Below are 14,252 nucleotides of genomic sequence, written 5' to 3' on the forward strand. Positions count from 1 at the left end.
AAAGCGGGGATTACATGGAACAGACACCTATCCTGCAAATTAACGGATTAAGCGGAGGGTACAGTGCAAAGAAGCCGGTGCTGCATGATATTGATATACGTGTTGCTCCTGGTGAAATGGTTGGCCTGATCGGTTTGAATGGTGCCGGGAAGAGTACAACAATGAAGCATATTTTGGGTCTGATGGTGCCTCATCAGGGAGAGGTGCTCATTGGAGGCAAACGCCGGGATGAGAATCCGGAAGCTTACCAGAGCGGCATGGCGTTTGTTCCGGAATCACCAGAGCTGTTCATGGAGATGACCGTGATGGAGCATTTGGAGTTTACCGCTAGGGCCTATAATGTGTCCAAGGCGGAGTTCGAAGAGCGGGCCGATCATCTCCTGGACATGTTCCGTATGCGGGACAAAAAAGACAGCCTGTCTGCCCATTTATCCAAAGGAATGCGTCAAAAGGTCATGATCATGAGCGCTTTTGTGGCCAGACCTCCACTATACATTATTGATGAACCGTTTCTGGGCCTGGATCCACTGGGTATCAGATCACTGCTGGATTTCATGATGCAAATTCGCGCATCGGGTTCTTCGATTCTGCTCAGCTCTCATATCCTGTCCACGATAGAGAACTATTGCGATCGTTTCATCATACTTCATGGGGGAAAGATTATATCGCAAGGGACCTTGGAGGAGCTTCGGGCCGGGTCCGGGATGAGACAGGCTCCGCTGGAGGAAATATTCTATAAGCTCGTACAAGGCGGGGATTAGAAGATGGATTTGCAGCAGCTATGGAAATCAAGACGAGGGGCATTCTGGAACCAAATTACACCCTATCTAGGTTATGTATTGCAGAGCGGGGTAGCCGTCGTACTGGGCTTTTCCCTGATCGCGTTTTCCGCATGGTACACTTCGCTTGTACAAGATGTTCCGAATGGTTTTCCGATCCGATGGGTCATGCTCCTCGTGCTCGTTGCTCCGGTCATCTTCAGCAGCTATCGGACCTACCTCCGTCAAGCCGATATTGTCTTCTTAAGACCTCAGGAATATCGGATGCATCTGTATTTGCAGAACAGCTTTATTCGGGGTATCGTCTACAAAACGGTTGGACTCATCCTGCTATTCATCCTCTTGTGGCCGCTTTATATTCGAAGTGAGGGAGAACCTAAGCCCTTCCTGCTGTTTCTCATTCTGCTCGTGATCTTAAAATGCATTGCCAGCTTCGGAGGCTGGTGCGAGCAGCAAATGCTGTCCAAGTCGTCACGGATGGGCTACCGGCTTCTGCGTTATGCCGTGATCACCTTGTCATTGTATGCGTGGATATGGCATCAAGCTATACCTGGATTAATCTTTATCGCTGTACTGACTGTGCTGTATGTCGTCTCTCTTCGTCTGCCCGTACGATTGCCGGTTCATTGGGAGCATTTGATCGAGACCGAGCAGGTCAGAGGGGCGAGAGTGATCAAGACATTAGGCTTCTTCGTCGAAGTCCCTGCACTCAAGCAGCGTGTCCATTCCCGCCGTTTGCTTGCACCACTGGCTGAACGTATATCATGGGGGCAGGACAAGGCTTTTCAATACTTAATAGCAAAGACCTTCATCCGCAGTGATCTGCTGGGAATATGTATCAGGCTTGCCATTGTAGGCGGTCTGTTCGTGTACTGGACGGGAAGCAGCCTGTGGGGAAGCGGAGTATACTTATTCTTCTTGTTCGTACTGGGAATTCAGCTGTCCGGACTACTCCGATATCACCGTGATTCCTTCTGGATCTACATCTATCCGGTAACAGCAGAGAGCCGTAGACTACAGGTACTGAAGTTCGTATATACCTTGCAGTCGGCGTTAACCATCTTGTTATGGATTCCACTGCTTATCGGAGGGTGGGGCAGATGGGTAGAGCTGCTAATTACATTAGCTCTTGGCCTACTCATCGCCCGCATGTTCCGAAGCTCGCAACTGAAGAAATGGACTAAGGAAGAGGAATTGGAATAAGTGTAAGGTGATTAGCGGAAAGGGGTCTATCCATGGATAGACCCCTTTCCTTTATGGCCTGGTGACTTATTCGCGAGGTTAGATCAGGTATGAAATTTACCGTCCATCCACTGAGCTGTTCTTTACCTGCAATTAGTAAGAGGAGAAGGATTTAGCGATGATAACAAGAAGGATGAACAATACAAGGATTGCTCCGATGCCGTATCCACCAAAACCGCCGCCGCCGTAACCGTAACTTCTTTCTTCTGTTCCAGACATATTTTCATACCCCTTTCAGGTCTTATTCGTAAGCCCCTCTTGAAGAAGCGTACAACGTATCCTATGATGCAAATACCCCTCGTGTTTGGGCTGCTGCCTTTTGATGCATAAAAAAAACTGAAACAGAAATTGGAGCCGTCTATTTTGACATACAAACAAGCCCCTCTGACTGCCTAGGGAGGTCAGAGGGGCTAATACTTTTCTCGTGATTTGGACTTGCTTGGTTCGATACTTGAATCTGAATCTAACCTTGTGTCAGATCCTGTACAGCTTGATAAATCGTATCGAACAGCTCTTCAAGCTGATTTTCCTCCAGTGAGGAGAAGGCAATACGCAAATCATGCTCGCCAAGCGCAATTGTCCCGATCTCGTATTGGTTCAGAAGATGCACACGCAGCTCTTCAGCTTGTACCTTCGTCACCTTCAGACACATGAAGTACCCTGAATTGAAAGGATAGTATTCCCATGCTCCGTCGTATTTGCCGCTGTCGAGCAGGGCTTTGACGGTATTGGCACGAGCCTTCATAATGTGGAACTTCTCTTCCTTTTGAGCTGCAAATTCAGGTGATTTCAGCGCATCAAGCACAAAGGTCTGTGAAGGATGCGGGCCGCTGGAGATGGTTGCGCGGATAATTCCCAGCGTCTTCTGTTCCAGTGCAGACAGGATGTCCTGGTTGTCATGAGCATACGTTATAAATCCGACACGGAATCCCCAGACGAACTCTTCCTTCGTTGCTCCGTCGATCTTGATCGGGAGAACTCGTGGGTGAATGCTGGTCAGGCTTCCAAACAACGATTCGTGAATGGAATCCTCGAAGAACAGACCGAAATAGGCATCATCTGTAACAACAACGACGTTAATTCCTGCCTCTGCTGCTTCTGTGACAGCGGCTACAATCTCCTTGCTTTCTTCAATGCCCGGGGTGTAGCCTGTCGGATTGTTCGGGAAATTCAAGACAACAACGGCCTTGCCCTGATCCTTCTGTGCAAGGAGAGCCTCCTTAAGTCCGTTGCTGTTAAATTTCATCTGATCATTAAACAATGGATAATTGACCAAACGGGCATGTCTTCGAACTCCAAAGGTGAGTTCATAGTTCTCCCAGTTTTTATCTGGATATATAACAGCATCTCCGTCATCGACGAACAGGTCTGCCACAATGCTGAGACCATGGGTCAGAGCGTTCGTTGCAATGGGATTGCCAAATATTTTACCTTGTAAGGATGGCGTCTCTTCAATCATCTTGTTCCGCCATGCTACTCGTAAATCTGGTTTACCAGCCGGGGGTGCATAAGGATACAAATCCTGTGGTTTATAGGCAGATAGTTTCTCCTGGATGACTTGCAGATGCATCGGTTTGCCGCCTTCGGTTGCAATCCCGATCGTTGCATTGTATTTCTTCGCGCGGCTTGAAGCTTCAGCCGATTGACTAAGAATACCTTCCTTCGGATAATAAAGCTCTTTGCCGAGCCTCGAGAGCATGTCGTACACATGATCGCTGCCCGCTTGAATACTTTCGTTCAGCTGTACAGCCAGTGGGTTCATCGATTTTCATCCTTCCAAGTCGTTGAATAGATTAGAGACCATTTACACTGCCTCATATTATAGCATCAAGCACAGCAGTCGTCACGGAAAAACAATACAAATGACCTTTACAATGCATTACCGCGTTACACTGCTGAGTTATGACTGATGTGCAGCAAGCATGAACAAGCTGCAGCTATAGTATGAGCGACTAGTGGAAAGAGAAAACATGGAATCATTCAGGAGTGAAAAGGACAATATTTTCGCATCATTTCTACGGTTGCGGCATCCTTAGCCTCGCCTCGCTGTTCCAGCTGCTCTTGGAGCTGTTCATGCTTGTCCTGCTGCAGGTTCTGCCCGAATTTAAACTTCGCACTCAGCGTTTCGGGAATGATACGGACAACGGCAACCGCCTTTAATTGACCTGTATATCTGGGATCGTCGGCATCGATGGTCAGATAGCCTCCCTGCGGCTGGAGCTTTTCCATAAATCGGTTCAGAGCCCGGGCCTTTTCCTTCAGATCGATTACTTTTTCTGCATGACCACTGGCGGATACACTCTTGAAGAAGGATGTAGCGGGGCAGGCCAGCAAGGGGTCCTTGAAGTAGGAAGGGATTAAAGAAAACTCTTCTGCAACGGTAAAGCTGACGGTGCTGTTCGCCTTGATATGCTTCATTTTCTCTCCGGCCAGACTGCCGTGAAAATAAAAACAACCTTCATCATAAACAAAATTGAGCGGTGTTACCCTTGGTTTGTTGTCTGGACTGACGGTACCAAGATACCCGAAGGTTTGTGTCGATAGAAATTCAGTAATCTCCTCTTCCTGCTCAATGGTGAATTCTTTTCTTCTCATAAGCGTGTGCCTCCTCGCAGCGGGCTGATTGATGTTTTTCTACATCTTAGTCCGTCTATTGTCATGAAAAAAGATCCAATATCATTAATTTTTAATAGTCCAATTTATAAGAACCATGTATACTCAATCGGAAAGCAGCAGATAACGGAGGATCGAATAATATGGAATTTATGCTCTCTTGGGATCGATATATCAAGGAATACCGTTATAAATACCATGCGCTGTACCACGCGATTCGGGATGCAATTCTGTCAGGAACGCTGCAGAGTGGAACTCAGCTGCCGGCAACTCGGCAGTTAGCTGTTCAATACAGGCTGTCCCGCGGTTCTGTCGCAACCGCTTATGACATGCTGCAGGCCGATGGATATATTCACACGGAGACGGGACGAGGGACTTATGTAGCCTTTGCCGGCATACCGGGTGAACCGCCGGAGGCAGTCTATCCGGACATTCGATTATCTGCATGGGGGAAACGGGCAGCCGAACAGTATCAATCCTTGACAGCGGTCAATTCGCATCTTCTCCTGTCGGATGAGCAGTCCGCACATAAGCAGACAGAGGAAATACGCTTTGACAGATCACACAAGCCTGATGCCGATTTTCCGTATGCGGAATGGAAGAGTATTCTGTCGAGAAGCAATCAGCAGGAGAAATATGAGAGTGTGTATGACCCGGCAGGCGATATACGTTTAAGAGAAGCCATAGCGGCGCATCTGGGAGCAACTCGGGGGATTATGGTCAGCGGCAAGGAAATAGTCTTGTTTAACGGTTCGATGCAGGCAATAGCGCTTCTTACCCAAGTGATATTGGATGAGGGAGAGAAGGCGGTAGTCGAAAGTCCGGGATTCAAGGGGTTTGCCCAGGCAGTCCAGGTGTGCGGAGGCGAAGTGATTCCTTCTACCGTAGATCATCATGGAATTATTCCTGAGGATTGGGATGCGAGGCTTCTATTTGTTACGCCCAGCCGGCAGTTTCCAACAGGTGTTGTACTCAATCTGGAGCGAAGGCTTGCTCTACTGGCTTGGGCAAGAAACAGGCAGGCGATTATTATCGAAGACAGCTATGACAGCGAATTCCGCTTTCAAGGACGTCCAATTGAGCCGCTGAAAGTGCTCGATCAGGAGCAGAGAGTCATTCATATTGGCTCTTTCTCCAAAACGATGCCCGAAGGATTTCGCCTGGGCTATGCTGTTCTGCCTCCAGCGCTTGTCGCACCGGTCGTTGCTGCCAAGGCCTATTACGATCCGATATCTGCGGGTCTATATGAACAGCGGGCACTGGCTGTCTGGATGTCTCGCGGCGGCTATGCGAAGCATATTCGAAAGCTCACCCGCCGGTATGGGGTGAAGCATCAGAAATTTGCCGAATGGATCCAGCAGCATACAGGTCACCTATTCACCGTGTTTGTAGGGGATGCGGGGCTCGGCTTTTACGGATTATGGAAAGGGAGCGATGTAGATTATGCTTCGTTCAAGAAGGCCTGCACGCGACGGGGAGTATACTTCACTGACGGAGTCCGATTTCAGCTCGATCCATCCAGACCTTCCGCCTATTTTAAATATGCGCATCTATCCGAGGAGGAAATAAAGGAGGGCATCTTACGGATGGCGCAGGCATATGAAGACATCAAACATGAAGATGGAATTGGAAAATAAATCAAGGGATTGAAACCAGTTAAGATCATTTCACGTAATCATAGTCATTAATAAGGACTCATTTGACAAATAATTAAACTTACGGGGGAATTCAAATGCCAGCACATGAAATTGATTATTCGATTCTCGGCTCAGAGATGCAGTGCGTAGAAATTCAGCTCGATCCGGGTGAAAGCGTAGTTGCTGAAGCAGGAAGCTTCATGATGATGGACCAGGATATTCGTATGGAAACGATCTTCGGAGATGGCAGTTCAGCGGGAAGAGGCATGATGGGTAAGCTGATGGGGGCAGGCAAACGACTCATCACAGGTGAGGGCTTATTCATGACGGTATTCACGAACGAAGGCAGGTACCGTCAAAGTGTAACCTTTGCTTCACCGTATCCAGGCAAGATCATCCCTCTCGACCTGGTCAATCTGGGAGGTAAAGTGATCTGCCAGAAGGATGCCTTTCTGTGTGCAGCCAAGGGAGTATCGGTAGGCATTGAGTTCCGTCGTAAGCTGGGTGCAGGTTTCTTTGGCGGTGAAGGCTTCATTATGCAAAAAATTGAAGGGGATGGCCTGGCCTTCGTTCATTCCGGCGGTTTAGTGATCGAAAGAACGCTTCAGCCAGGTGAAACGCTCCGTTTAGATACAGGCTGCCTAGTCGCGATGACATCCACTATTGATTATGATATTGAGTTCGTCAAGGGAGTGAAGACCGCCTTATTCGGCGGTGAAGGTCTGTTCTTTGCCACTTTGCGTGGACCGGGTAAGGTCTGGGTGCAGTCTTTGCCATTCTCCAGATTGGCTGATAAAGTGCTGTCTGCAAGCATGGGGAAAAAAGAGGAAGGCAGCGTTCTTGGAGGACTCGGCAATTTACTGGATGGGCGTTAAATGTTTAATCATATCTACATGATGTAGCGTTTTTCTTCCGCCTCGTTTCACGCTATAATAAGGGGTAATGATCCACTTAATAAGGAGGAAGGACGACATGTTACATGCGTCACCGTCGTCTTTTGTGATTTTGCCCGCCGTCGCCAAGATTGTCTGTGAGCCAGGCTGGAAATGGCAGAAACGCGAAAAACCGATGCAAAACTACGATTTATTTTATGTGTGGAGCGGAGAAGGTACGGTCATTGTAAATGATGAGCCTTATCATGCCCAGAAGGGAAGCTGCTTCTTGTTCCGTCCTGGTGACCATACAAGTGCAACTCATAATCCGCAGAAGCCGTTTGTACTAACGTATATACATTTTGATGTCAAGGAGCCGGTTACAGAAGTCCCGGGTACGTATAACCGGCTTCGAGAGACGATTGACTTTGAGCATATGCTTGCGAGATACGTGAGGTTATTTTTGTCCCAAGCCTATGGACGTGAAGAAGAGAATAAGCTTATTCTGAAGCAGATGATGATTCATTTGCTGCGGCTGGAATATGAGGAGCACCCTGCGGAGAAGAAGGTCAGTAACCAGCTTGCTGAAGCGATTCAGGAGATCGCTAACTACGTGCGTCAGCATCCCGGCATTAATCATCGGGTAGAGGATCTTGCGGCGAGAGCAGGACTTTCCCCCCGTTATTTCTCCATAAAATTTAAAGAGCTGATCGGTTCATCCGTCCAGTCCTATATTATCAAGATGCGCATTGAGCGTGCAGAGCATCTGCTGGTGCATGCAGGAATGAATGTAACAGAGGTGGCGGATGCCCTCGGGTATCGCGATATCTTCTTTTTCAGCAGGCAGTTCAAGCAATATACAGGGAGAAGTCCATCAGAGATTCGTTGATTCGAGATTGTAAAATGACGCAAAGCGTTAATCAAAGTTTCAAACCTAATGCTGCGGGGTATATGCTTTAATGTATATCATGCAGGAGTAAGGAGGGTCTACTTTGAACGGAATTCGCAGAATTCGAAATCGCGGCTGTTTTGGCAAAGGCTGTTCTCTGTTCCGTAACCGTTTGCGCCGTAAACCGGTGGACAATGTCTGGTTCTAGAATGGATTGAAATTAGTGGAGTGAATCAAAATATGGATTCATCATATACAGAGGATTTGCATACATCCTAAGACCAATCATACCGAATTGTGCAAAAGCCTCAAATGATAAAAGCAGCAGTCTCTCTGGAAAATGCTTTTCAAAGAGACTGCTGCTTTTTACTATTCAATCCGCACGCTATTATTCGGTGTTCTTCTATGATGGCCTTCTTATTGCTGCTGACTTCGAAACAATGACCCCAAGCGGATCACCCATCCGGACACTGTCTCCTTCCGCCAGGTCTTCCCTTGGTACAAAGGTGCCGTTCTCACACAGCAATACGACAGTAGAGCCGAATTCGAAGTAAGCGAGCTCATCCCCGCGCTGCCAAGCCTTCACGGTGTCATCAGCATATTGAATGCTGCTTACATTCATAGCCCCGACTTTCACAAGCGCAATCTCGCCATGCTCATGCTTGATATATGTAATAAGCCGTTCATTCCGGCTTAATACGGTTCTCATATGACGCAGACCAAAATCATTCACCGGATACACTTTACCGCGGATATGCTCGCTCTCTACCTGTTTACCCGTGACCGGAGCATGAATTCGATGATAATCTTTTGGACTCAGATACAGAATGACAGCCCACCCATTTTTATACTTCTCCATGTGAGGAGATTGGTTCAGCAGATCAGCGAGGGTATAATCGTGACCTTTGATATTAAGAATGGTGCCTTTGGTTATCGGACTCATCGCTGTAATTTTGCCGTCCACCGGACTAAGCAGAGAATCTGGATGTTCATGCAGAGGCCTCGCATGGGGCTTCAGCCTTCGTGTAAAAAAAGCATTCAGGGAAGGGTATTCGCCTGGTTCTAGTTCGGCCTCATTAGGATCTATTTCGTAGGTTCGGATAAACCACGGAATGAGCAGCCTACTCGCACTGCTCTTGGAAAAAGTGCCGGTAAGCCGGGAGATCCATTTGCGTGAAGAAAGCTCTGTCATGAGGCGCAGCAACGGTTTCGACATGTATATCCCCCTTAGGAAACGAGCGTCTAGACCGGACGTTCGTAAAGTCCGGCCACTCTGCATAATATTGACACAGAACGGGTTCGAAATCAATATGACGTTATTGCAATAAGGTTGAGGTCTTTGACAGAAGCGCAGACCGTTTCTGATCAAGGAGATAACGCCCATACGCCATCGGTTCACGATAACTGCGGGCCCATTCTTCCGGCATGCCGGCTTTGCGGAAGCCATAGCGCTGATCTCTTCCATTACATTCAATCAAGTAGAGTTCACCTGCCGTAGTAATACCCAGATCAATGCCAAGATCCGCAATATGGGGCAGCTCGGCAGACAGCTGGTGCGCTGCAGTCAGAGCCAGATGATGAATGCTGCTCTGGAGTTTATCTGCCGCAACATAAGGGAACACGCTTGGGAATATGCGATCCACCGTCATGGCAGATCCGCCGCGAGCCACATTGGTGATAAAGGCATCCTTAGAGGCTGCCAGCTTGGCGAACATCCCCGTAACTCCCCATTCCCCGGTCATTCCTCGCTGTACAGTTACACGCAGATCAAAAGGCCGGTCTTCATAAGTGGCCAAAGGTATTCTTTGCTGAATGAGGTGCTCCTTGCGGGCAATGCGTGCGGGCAGAAAAGAAGGCAGTCGTCCTGGCTTGAATCTGACTTGTCTCCATTTGCCTGCTTTCGGATGGAAGGTGAGCTGCCACAAGGCACTTTGCTGTGTTAGCCGCATCACTCCGCTCCCAATACTCCCATTGCTGGGCTTGATAATTAAATCCGAATGCTTACCCATCATCCGTGCTATGGATTGCTTGGTGGCCGGCTCTGTCTCGGGCAAATGAGGTACAAGCTCCGGATTTCGGGATAACAGTTTATGAATCTGAACTTTTTTATATCGATTTCTAAGGTTATAGATGAGAATTCCCCGCTGGATCAGTCCGGCCATTTTATGGTGACTGGCTGTAGTAAAGTACATAGCCCGATTATGGATAATATAGGGAAGCTTGATGGTATCCAGCTTGTATCTGTTCTCTGAGTGGATATAGGCTCTGCATGTCCCTGCAGACACATTGATATCTTCTAGTCTCATGTAACAGGGGATGAGGTTGTAGGAAGCTGCTGCCAGTTCATATTGTGCAAGAGATTCCTGCCCTGTTCTGCCATGAGGAATTCTCCGATAGATGGAAGAGTCCAGAAGGATGCCGACATGTTCCATAAGCTTGATTCCTCCTTTCGGATACGTTAAAGAAAGGCTCGATTCTATTCTATGATTGCAGGGTTTGTCCCGATAGGGAGAGCAGCCCGCATCGAGCCGTTGAAATACAAGCCTAAAATTAGGGCATGGACCTTCATGAAAGTATGCCCGGGGAGTGTCACATGCCTATAGCCGTGCATAGGATGCAGGAAAAACAACTGTTTTGTTATAAAGGAGCGAGCGGTTTTGAAAAAAAGAGGGAAGATCAAAACGAGTCAGAATGCAGCCAAACATCGTTTTGGGATAGACCCCGATACGAGTGAGCTTGCACTGCTGGACCGGTTAAATGCAGAGAGGGAGAGAGCCAAGGCCAGGCAGCAGAGTAAATTAAAAGCTGAGGCTGAGTCCACCGTCGTAGAAGAACCTGCCTCCAAAGAGATGGCTTCTATTGCCAGTGCGGTAATTGTACCCGAGCCTGTTCAAGAAGAGGAAACAGCCCAGGCAGCCCCTATCGCCCAGGCATCACCCATTACTACGTCAGATCAAACGCTGCAGCAGGAGACAGAGCTTAGCCCGGTAATGAATATAATACAAAATACGCCACACAGTCACAGCCAGCTGATCACTGCGAAGAAAGAGCTGCTGGCAGAGAAACAGATGCCGGGAGGAGAAGCTTTTATCTACACGGAGGATATTAGCGAGCATGCCGTAACAGGTACACAGCTGGCTCCGTATGCCATCAACAGCGGACATATTAAACGGGGGGCTATAGGCAGCGAAGCTCTTCAGGAGTATGCGGTTACTGCCATTCATATTGCGGACCGGGCTATTGTGTCCTCCAAGCTGGCCGAAGCTTCTGTACTTGATGAGCACTTGGTCAATGGAGCGATTTCGGGAGAGAAGGTAAAGGACGCGTCGATAACAGGCGGCAAGATCAAGGACGGCAGCATCACTTCCAGAAAATTAAGTGACCAGAGTATCGATGCAGACAAGATCGCGGATGGATCCATCGGTACACGGCACCTCGCCAATCTGATCATTTCCAGTGAAATGCTTCAGGAGGAATCCATTACACAGGAGAAGATTGCAGGTAGCGCAATAGGAACAAGACAGCTGGGGAATGGAGCCGTTCATAATTCCAAGCTGGCCGATGATGCCGTAACCTCACGCAAGATAAGAGATGGAGCTGTAACCTCTGGAAAAATCGAGGATCGTGCCGTTCTTGCACAGCACGTGGTTCAGGGAGGCATAACCTCTGAGCATCTTGCGGAGGGAGCTGTTGGCAAGCAGCACTTGTCTGCGAAGATTATTGATGCCGATCTGCTAGCTGAAGGGGCAGTCGGAGAAGCACATATTAAAAAGCAAGCGATAACCGGGATGCATATAGCGGAAGAGAGCATTGGTGCGAAGCAGATTCTGAAAGGGGCCATCGGCAAAGAGCAAATTGGACAGTCCGAAATCTTGGGTCATCACCTGGCGGATGGGATTATAAGCACCACGAAGCTAAGTGATCAATCCGTGGGCACGGCCCAGCTAGTTGAGCAGGCCGTGACTTCTTCCAAGATTGCGGACCAGAGCATTCTCGCAGCCAAAATTGCAGACCAGGCCGTGCATACGAGACATATTGCAGGGGGAGCAGTAGGCTCTGCTCATCTGTCCGCAGGTTCTATCTATGCTTGGCATTTGACCAAGGAGGCCATTGAGTCAGCACACATCGGTAACAGTACGATTCAAGCACAGCATTTGGGACCTGAATCTGTCATCAGCACAGCGATCTCACCACGCAGTATTCAGCACCTGCACTTGAGTGATAACGCCGTGAATACGAAGAATCTGCAAATCTCATCCGTTACTACGGATAAGCTTGCCGACAAGAGTGTAACTGAATCTAAGCTGGCAACAGGGTCGGTAGATAGTGGAATTATTGCAGACAATGCGGTTCGCAGTGAGCATCTGGCAGAGAAGTCTATTCAGAATATTCATTTGACGCCCGGCAGTGTCGGCAGAGAGGTCATTCAAGAGCAGGCCATTCATACGGGGCATATTGCTGCCGATTCCATCGACAGCATTCATCTGAAGAAAGGCTCGATCCTCTCCGCTGCAATAGCAGACAACAGCATTAACACCAGGCATCTTGCTCAGGCAAGTATAACCGATCAGCTGATTAAAAATGGGGCCGTGCTTCCGCAGCATCTGTCAGACTATGCGGTTACGTCGCTCAAGCTGTCGCCCGAAAGTGTCTCGACCGATAAGCTGGCCAATCTGGCCGTGACCGGAGCGAAGCTCGCGGACAGCAGTGTAACCGCAACGAAGCTAGCAGCGCACAGTGTGCTGAACGGACACATATATCCAGGATCCATCACTCATGAGTCGATCCAGGCGAATGCGATTACGTCTGACAAAATTGCCCCCCAATCCATTCTTGATACTCATCTTGCGAATGAATCCGTGTTCGGCAAGCATGTGGCAGAGCGGAGCATCCAGGGGTATCATCTCAAGAAAAGCGCCATTACAGCCGAGCATCTGGCCAGTGATCTGCGACAAGGTAATGGATTCTTGATGAGACGATCACAGGACGCAAGCTTGCCCGTGCGAGTATAGGCGAGGTTCATCTGATGAACGCTTCCATTAATGAGGATGCACTTCAGGAGCAGATTATCGACCGCCATCATATAAAGGCAGCTGCCATATCCACGGAGCATTTAGAGCATAGCAGTATTCAAGGCTTGCATATTGTAGAAGCTGCGATCGGTTCAGGGCATGTTCAGGACAGTGCTATTCGCGAGCATCACCTGGCTCCAGGTTCGATCTCTTCCTACCATATTCAGCCTGGAACGATTGAAAGAGAACATATTCAGGCGCTGTCCATCACATCTGGACTTATTGAAGAAGGTGCAATCGGCAGTGCCCATCTTGCCAGTGAAGCGGTTCAGTCCATGCATCTTACGCCGGGTCTGATTCAGCATGAGCACTATGGTATATCCTCCATCTCATGGGAGCATCTGATGCCATTATCCATTAATGGTTCACATCTGCAGGCTGAGATCATTGGCTCCAATCATTTGCAGCAGTCGTCCATTCAATCCAGACATATATTTGAAGGTGCCATTCTTCCTTACCATATTCGGCTTCGCAGCATCAGCGGTGCTCATATCGAGGAGGGGGCAATAGGTGCCGAGCTGATTCGAGATAAGAGCATCACAGGCGATAAGCTGGCTGAAGAGAGCCTTCCGGCTACAGTTCTTGCATCACGATCGATTACAGGCGAGCAGCTGGCGGAACGAGTGATTGAAGGTCAGCATGTTGCAAAAGGAGCACTGTGTCCGGAGCACTTGAGCTTTACTCCGGTACGTTCGGCATCGAAGCAGCCGGTTACACAGCAGTTTGGGCAGTATATTATTGCTTTTGAAGAGGAAGAAGCAGCTGAGCAAGAAGTGGTAGTCTCCTTAGAGGAAGAGTTTGAATCCGCAGGCTATGTATTCGTCGCCATGTGCAATACGACAGACTTCCAAGTCAGTGTGATTGAGCAGCGTAAAGATTCCGTATTGCTCAAAATTAGACGTTTGAGCGGGGACAGCAGTGATTACGGCACTGTATCTTGGATAGCTCTTGGCACCCAGCCGTAATCCCATTTCAGTTAATAAGCAGTGCAATCCCTGAACGCGTGTCAGCGGGAGAGCACTGCTTGTTTTTATATACTCGTGAGGATCCAGTGAAGACAGCAAGGACAGAAGCCGTTGCTCTCCTCATCTGAGTGCATATGCTATACGTGAATACTCCTTGATAGAAGCAATGCCTGACAAGAAGGT

The 14,252-nt window shown here is 48.6% G+C and carries 12 protein-coding genes; 7 read left to right on the forward strand and 5 right to left on the reverse strand.

Annotated features, from left to right (window positions below; translation table 11 throughout):
* Positions 1–14: 14 nt before the first annotated feature.
* Both TCA2_RS21175 and TCA2_RS21180 read left to right on the forward strand, forming a co-directional pair.
* Positions 15–761 carry an ABC transporter ATP-binding protein gene (locus TCA2_RS21175; protein ID WP_047913595.1) on the forward strand — a complete coding sequence of 249 codons (747 nt, stop codon included), beginning with the start codon at positions 15–17 and terminating at the stop codon, positions 759–761.
* 3 nt (positions 762–764) lie between these two features.
* Positions 765–1,982, forward strand: a complete 1,218-nt coding sequence (locus TCA2_RS21180; RefSeq protein ID WP_047913596.1) for an ABC transporter permease — start codon at positions 765–767, stop codon at positions 1,980–1,982.
* A 132-nt stretch (positions 1,983–2,114) separates the two neighbouring features.
* Here the strand turns inward: TCA2_RS21180 and TCA2_RS26770 are convergent, their stop codons facing one another.
* The 3 genes from TCA2_RS26770 to TCA2_RS21190 all read right to left on the reverse strand — a co-directional run bounded on the left by TCA2_RS26770 (position 2,115) and on the right by TCA2_RS21190 (position 4,616).
* Entirely contained in the window at positions 2,115–2,240 is a 126-nt protein-coding gene (locus TCA2_RS26770; RefSeq protein WP_081872719.1) for a sporulation protein YjcZ, read from the reverse strand.
* Between the two features lie 244 nt (positions 2,241–2,484).
* Positions 2,485–3,783 carry an aminotransferase class I/II-fold pyridoxal phosphate-dependent enzyme gene (locus TCA2_RS21185; protein WP_047913597.1) on the reverse strand — a complete coding sequence of 433 codons (1,299 nt, stop codon included), beginning with the start codon at positions 3,781–3,783 and terminating at the stop codon, positions 2,485–2,487.
* 218 nt (positions 3,784–4,001) lie between these two features.
* Positions 4,002–4,616: a pyridoxamine 5'-phosphate oxidase family protein gene (locus tag TCA2_RS21190; protein WP_047913598.1), complete on the reverse strand. Its 615-nt coding sequence runs from the start codon at positions 4,614–4,616 to the stop codon at positions 4,002–4,004.
* Between the two features lie 161 nt (positions 4,617–4,777).
* Here TCA2_RS21190 and TCA2_RS21195 point away from each other — a divergent pair, with 161 nt between their 5' ends.
* The 3 genes from TCA2_RS21195 (at position 4,778) to TCA2_RS21205 (ending at position 8,032) form a co-directional block, all read left to right on the forward strand.
* Positions 4,778–6,271, forward strand: coding sequence for a PLP-dependent aminotransferase family protein (locus tag TCA2_RS21195; RefSeq protein WP_047913599.1), 1,494 nt, complete (start codon positions 4,778–4,780; stop codon positions 6,269–6,271).
* Between the two features lie 95 nt (positions 6,272–6,366).
* Complete coding sequence (locus TCA2_RS21200) at positions 6,367–7,146, forward strand: TIGR00266 family protein (RefSeq protein WP_047913600.1); 780 nt, start codon at positions 6,367–6,369, stop codon at positions 7,144–7,146.
* Between the two features lie 97 nt (positions 7,147–7,243).
* Positions 7,244–8,032, forward strand: coding sequence for an AraC family transcriptional regulator (locus TCA2_RS21205; RefSeq protein WP_047913601.1), 789 nt, complete (start codon positions 7,244–7,246; stop codon positions 8,030–8,032).
* 403 nt (positions 8,033–8,435) lie between these two features.
* On the opposite strand, the gene asd is transcribed toward TCA2_RS21205, so the two are convergent.
* Together asd and TCA2_RS21215 are read right to left on the reverse strand one after the other, a co-directional pair.
* Positions 8,436–9,248: an archaetidylserine decarboxylase gene (gene asd, locus TCA2_RS21210; protein ID WP_047913602.1), complete on the reverse strand. Its 813-nt coding sequence runs from the start codon at positions 9,246–9,248 to the stop codon at positions 8,436–8,438.
* Positions 9,249–9,348: 100 nt separating this feature from the next.
* Entirely contained in the window at positions 9,349–10,464 is a 1,116-nt protein-coding gene (locus tag TCA2_RS21215; protein WP_047913603.1) for a YheC/YheD family protein, read from the reverse strand.
* A gap of 225 nt (positions 10,465–10,689) precedes the next feature.
* On the opposite strand from TCA2_RS21215, the gene TCA2_RS26375 reads away from it, so the two are divergent.
* Positions 10,690–13,044 (forward strand): hypothetical protein, encoded by a 2,355-nt coding sequence (locus TCA2_RS26375; RefSeq protein ID WP_052512250.1) that lies wholly within the window; start codon positions 10,690–10,692, stop codon positions 13,042–13,044.
* Between the two features lie 14 nt (positions 13,045–13,058).
* Positions 13,059–14,069, forward strand: coding sequence for a WIAG-tail domain (locus tag TCA2_RS21230; protein ID WP_047913604.1), 1,011 nt, complete (start codon positions 13,059–13,061; stop codon positions 14,067–14,069).
* Positions 14,070–14,252: the final 183 nt, after the last annotated feature.

Origin of the sequence: Paenibacillus sp. TCA20, from assembly GCF_000732325.1 — a bacterium.
In the GTDB taxonomy this organism is placed as follows: domain Bacteria; phylum Bacillota; class Bacilli; order Paenibacillales; family Paenibacillaceae; genus Paenibacillus; species Paenibacillus urinalis.

Bases quoted from the DNA above. Each gene is read 5' to 3' on its own strand.
- TCA2_RS21175 (WP_047913595.1), top strand. From the start codon at position 15: ATGGAACAGACACCTATCCTGCAAATTAACGGATTAAGCGGAGGGTAC.
- TCA2_RS21180 (WP_047913596.1), top strand. From the start codon at position 765: ATGGATTTGCAGCAGCTATGGAAATCAAGACGAGGGGCATTCTGGAAC.
- TCA2_RS26770 (WP_081872719.1), bottom strand. From the start codon at position 2,240: ATGTCTGGAACAGAAGAAAGAAGTTACGGTTACGGCGGCGGCGGTTTT.
- TCA2_RS21185 (WP_047913597.1), bottom strand. From the start codon at position 3,783: ATGAACCCACTGGCTGTACAGCTGAACGAAAGTATTCAAGCGGGCAGC.
- TCA2_RS21190 (WP_047913598.1), bottom strand. From the start codon at position 4,616: ATGAGAAGAAAAGAATTCACCATTGAGCAGGAAGAGGAGATTACTGAA.
- TCA2_RS21195 (WP_047913599.1), top strand. From the start codon at position 4,778: ATGGAATTTATGCTCTCTTGGGATCGATATATCAAGGAATACCGTTAT.
- TCA2_RS21200 (WP_047913600.1), top strand. From the start codon at position 6,367: ATGCCAGCACATGAAATTGATTATTCGATTCTCGGCTCAGAGATGCAG.
- TCA2_RS21205 (WP_047913601.1), top strand. From the start codon at position 7,244: ATGTTACATGCGTCACCGTCGTCTTTTGTGATTTTGCCCGCCGTCGCC.
- asd (WP_047913602.1), bottom strand. From the start codon at position 9,248: ATGTCGAAACCGTTGCTGCGCCTCATGACAGAGCTTTCTTCACGCAAA.
- TCA2_RS21215 (WP_047913603.1), bottom strand. From the start codon at position 10,464: ATGGAACATGTCGGCATCCTTCTGGACTCTTCCATCTATCGGAGAATT.
- TCA2_RS21230 (WP_047913604.1), top strand. From the start codon at position 13,059: ATGAACGCTTCCATTAATGAGGATGCACTTCAGGAGCAGATTATCGAC.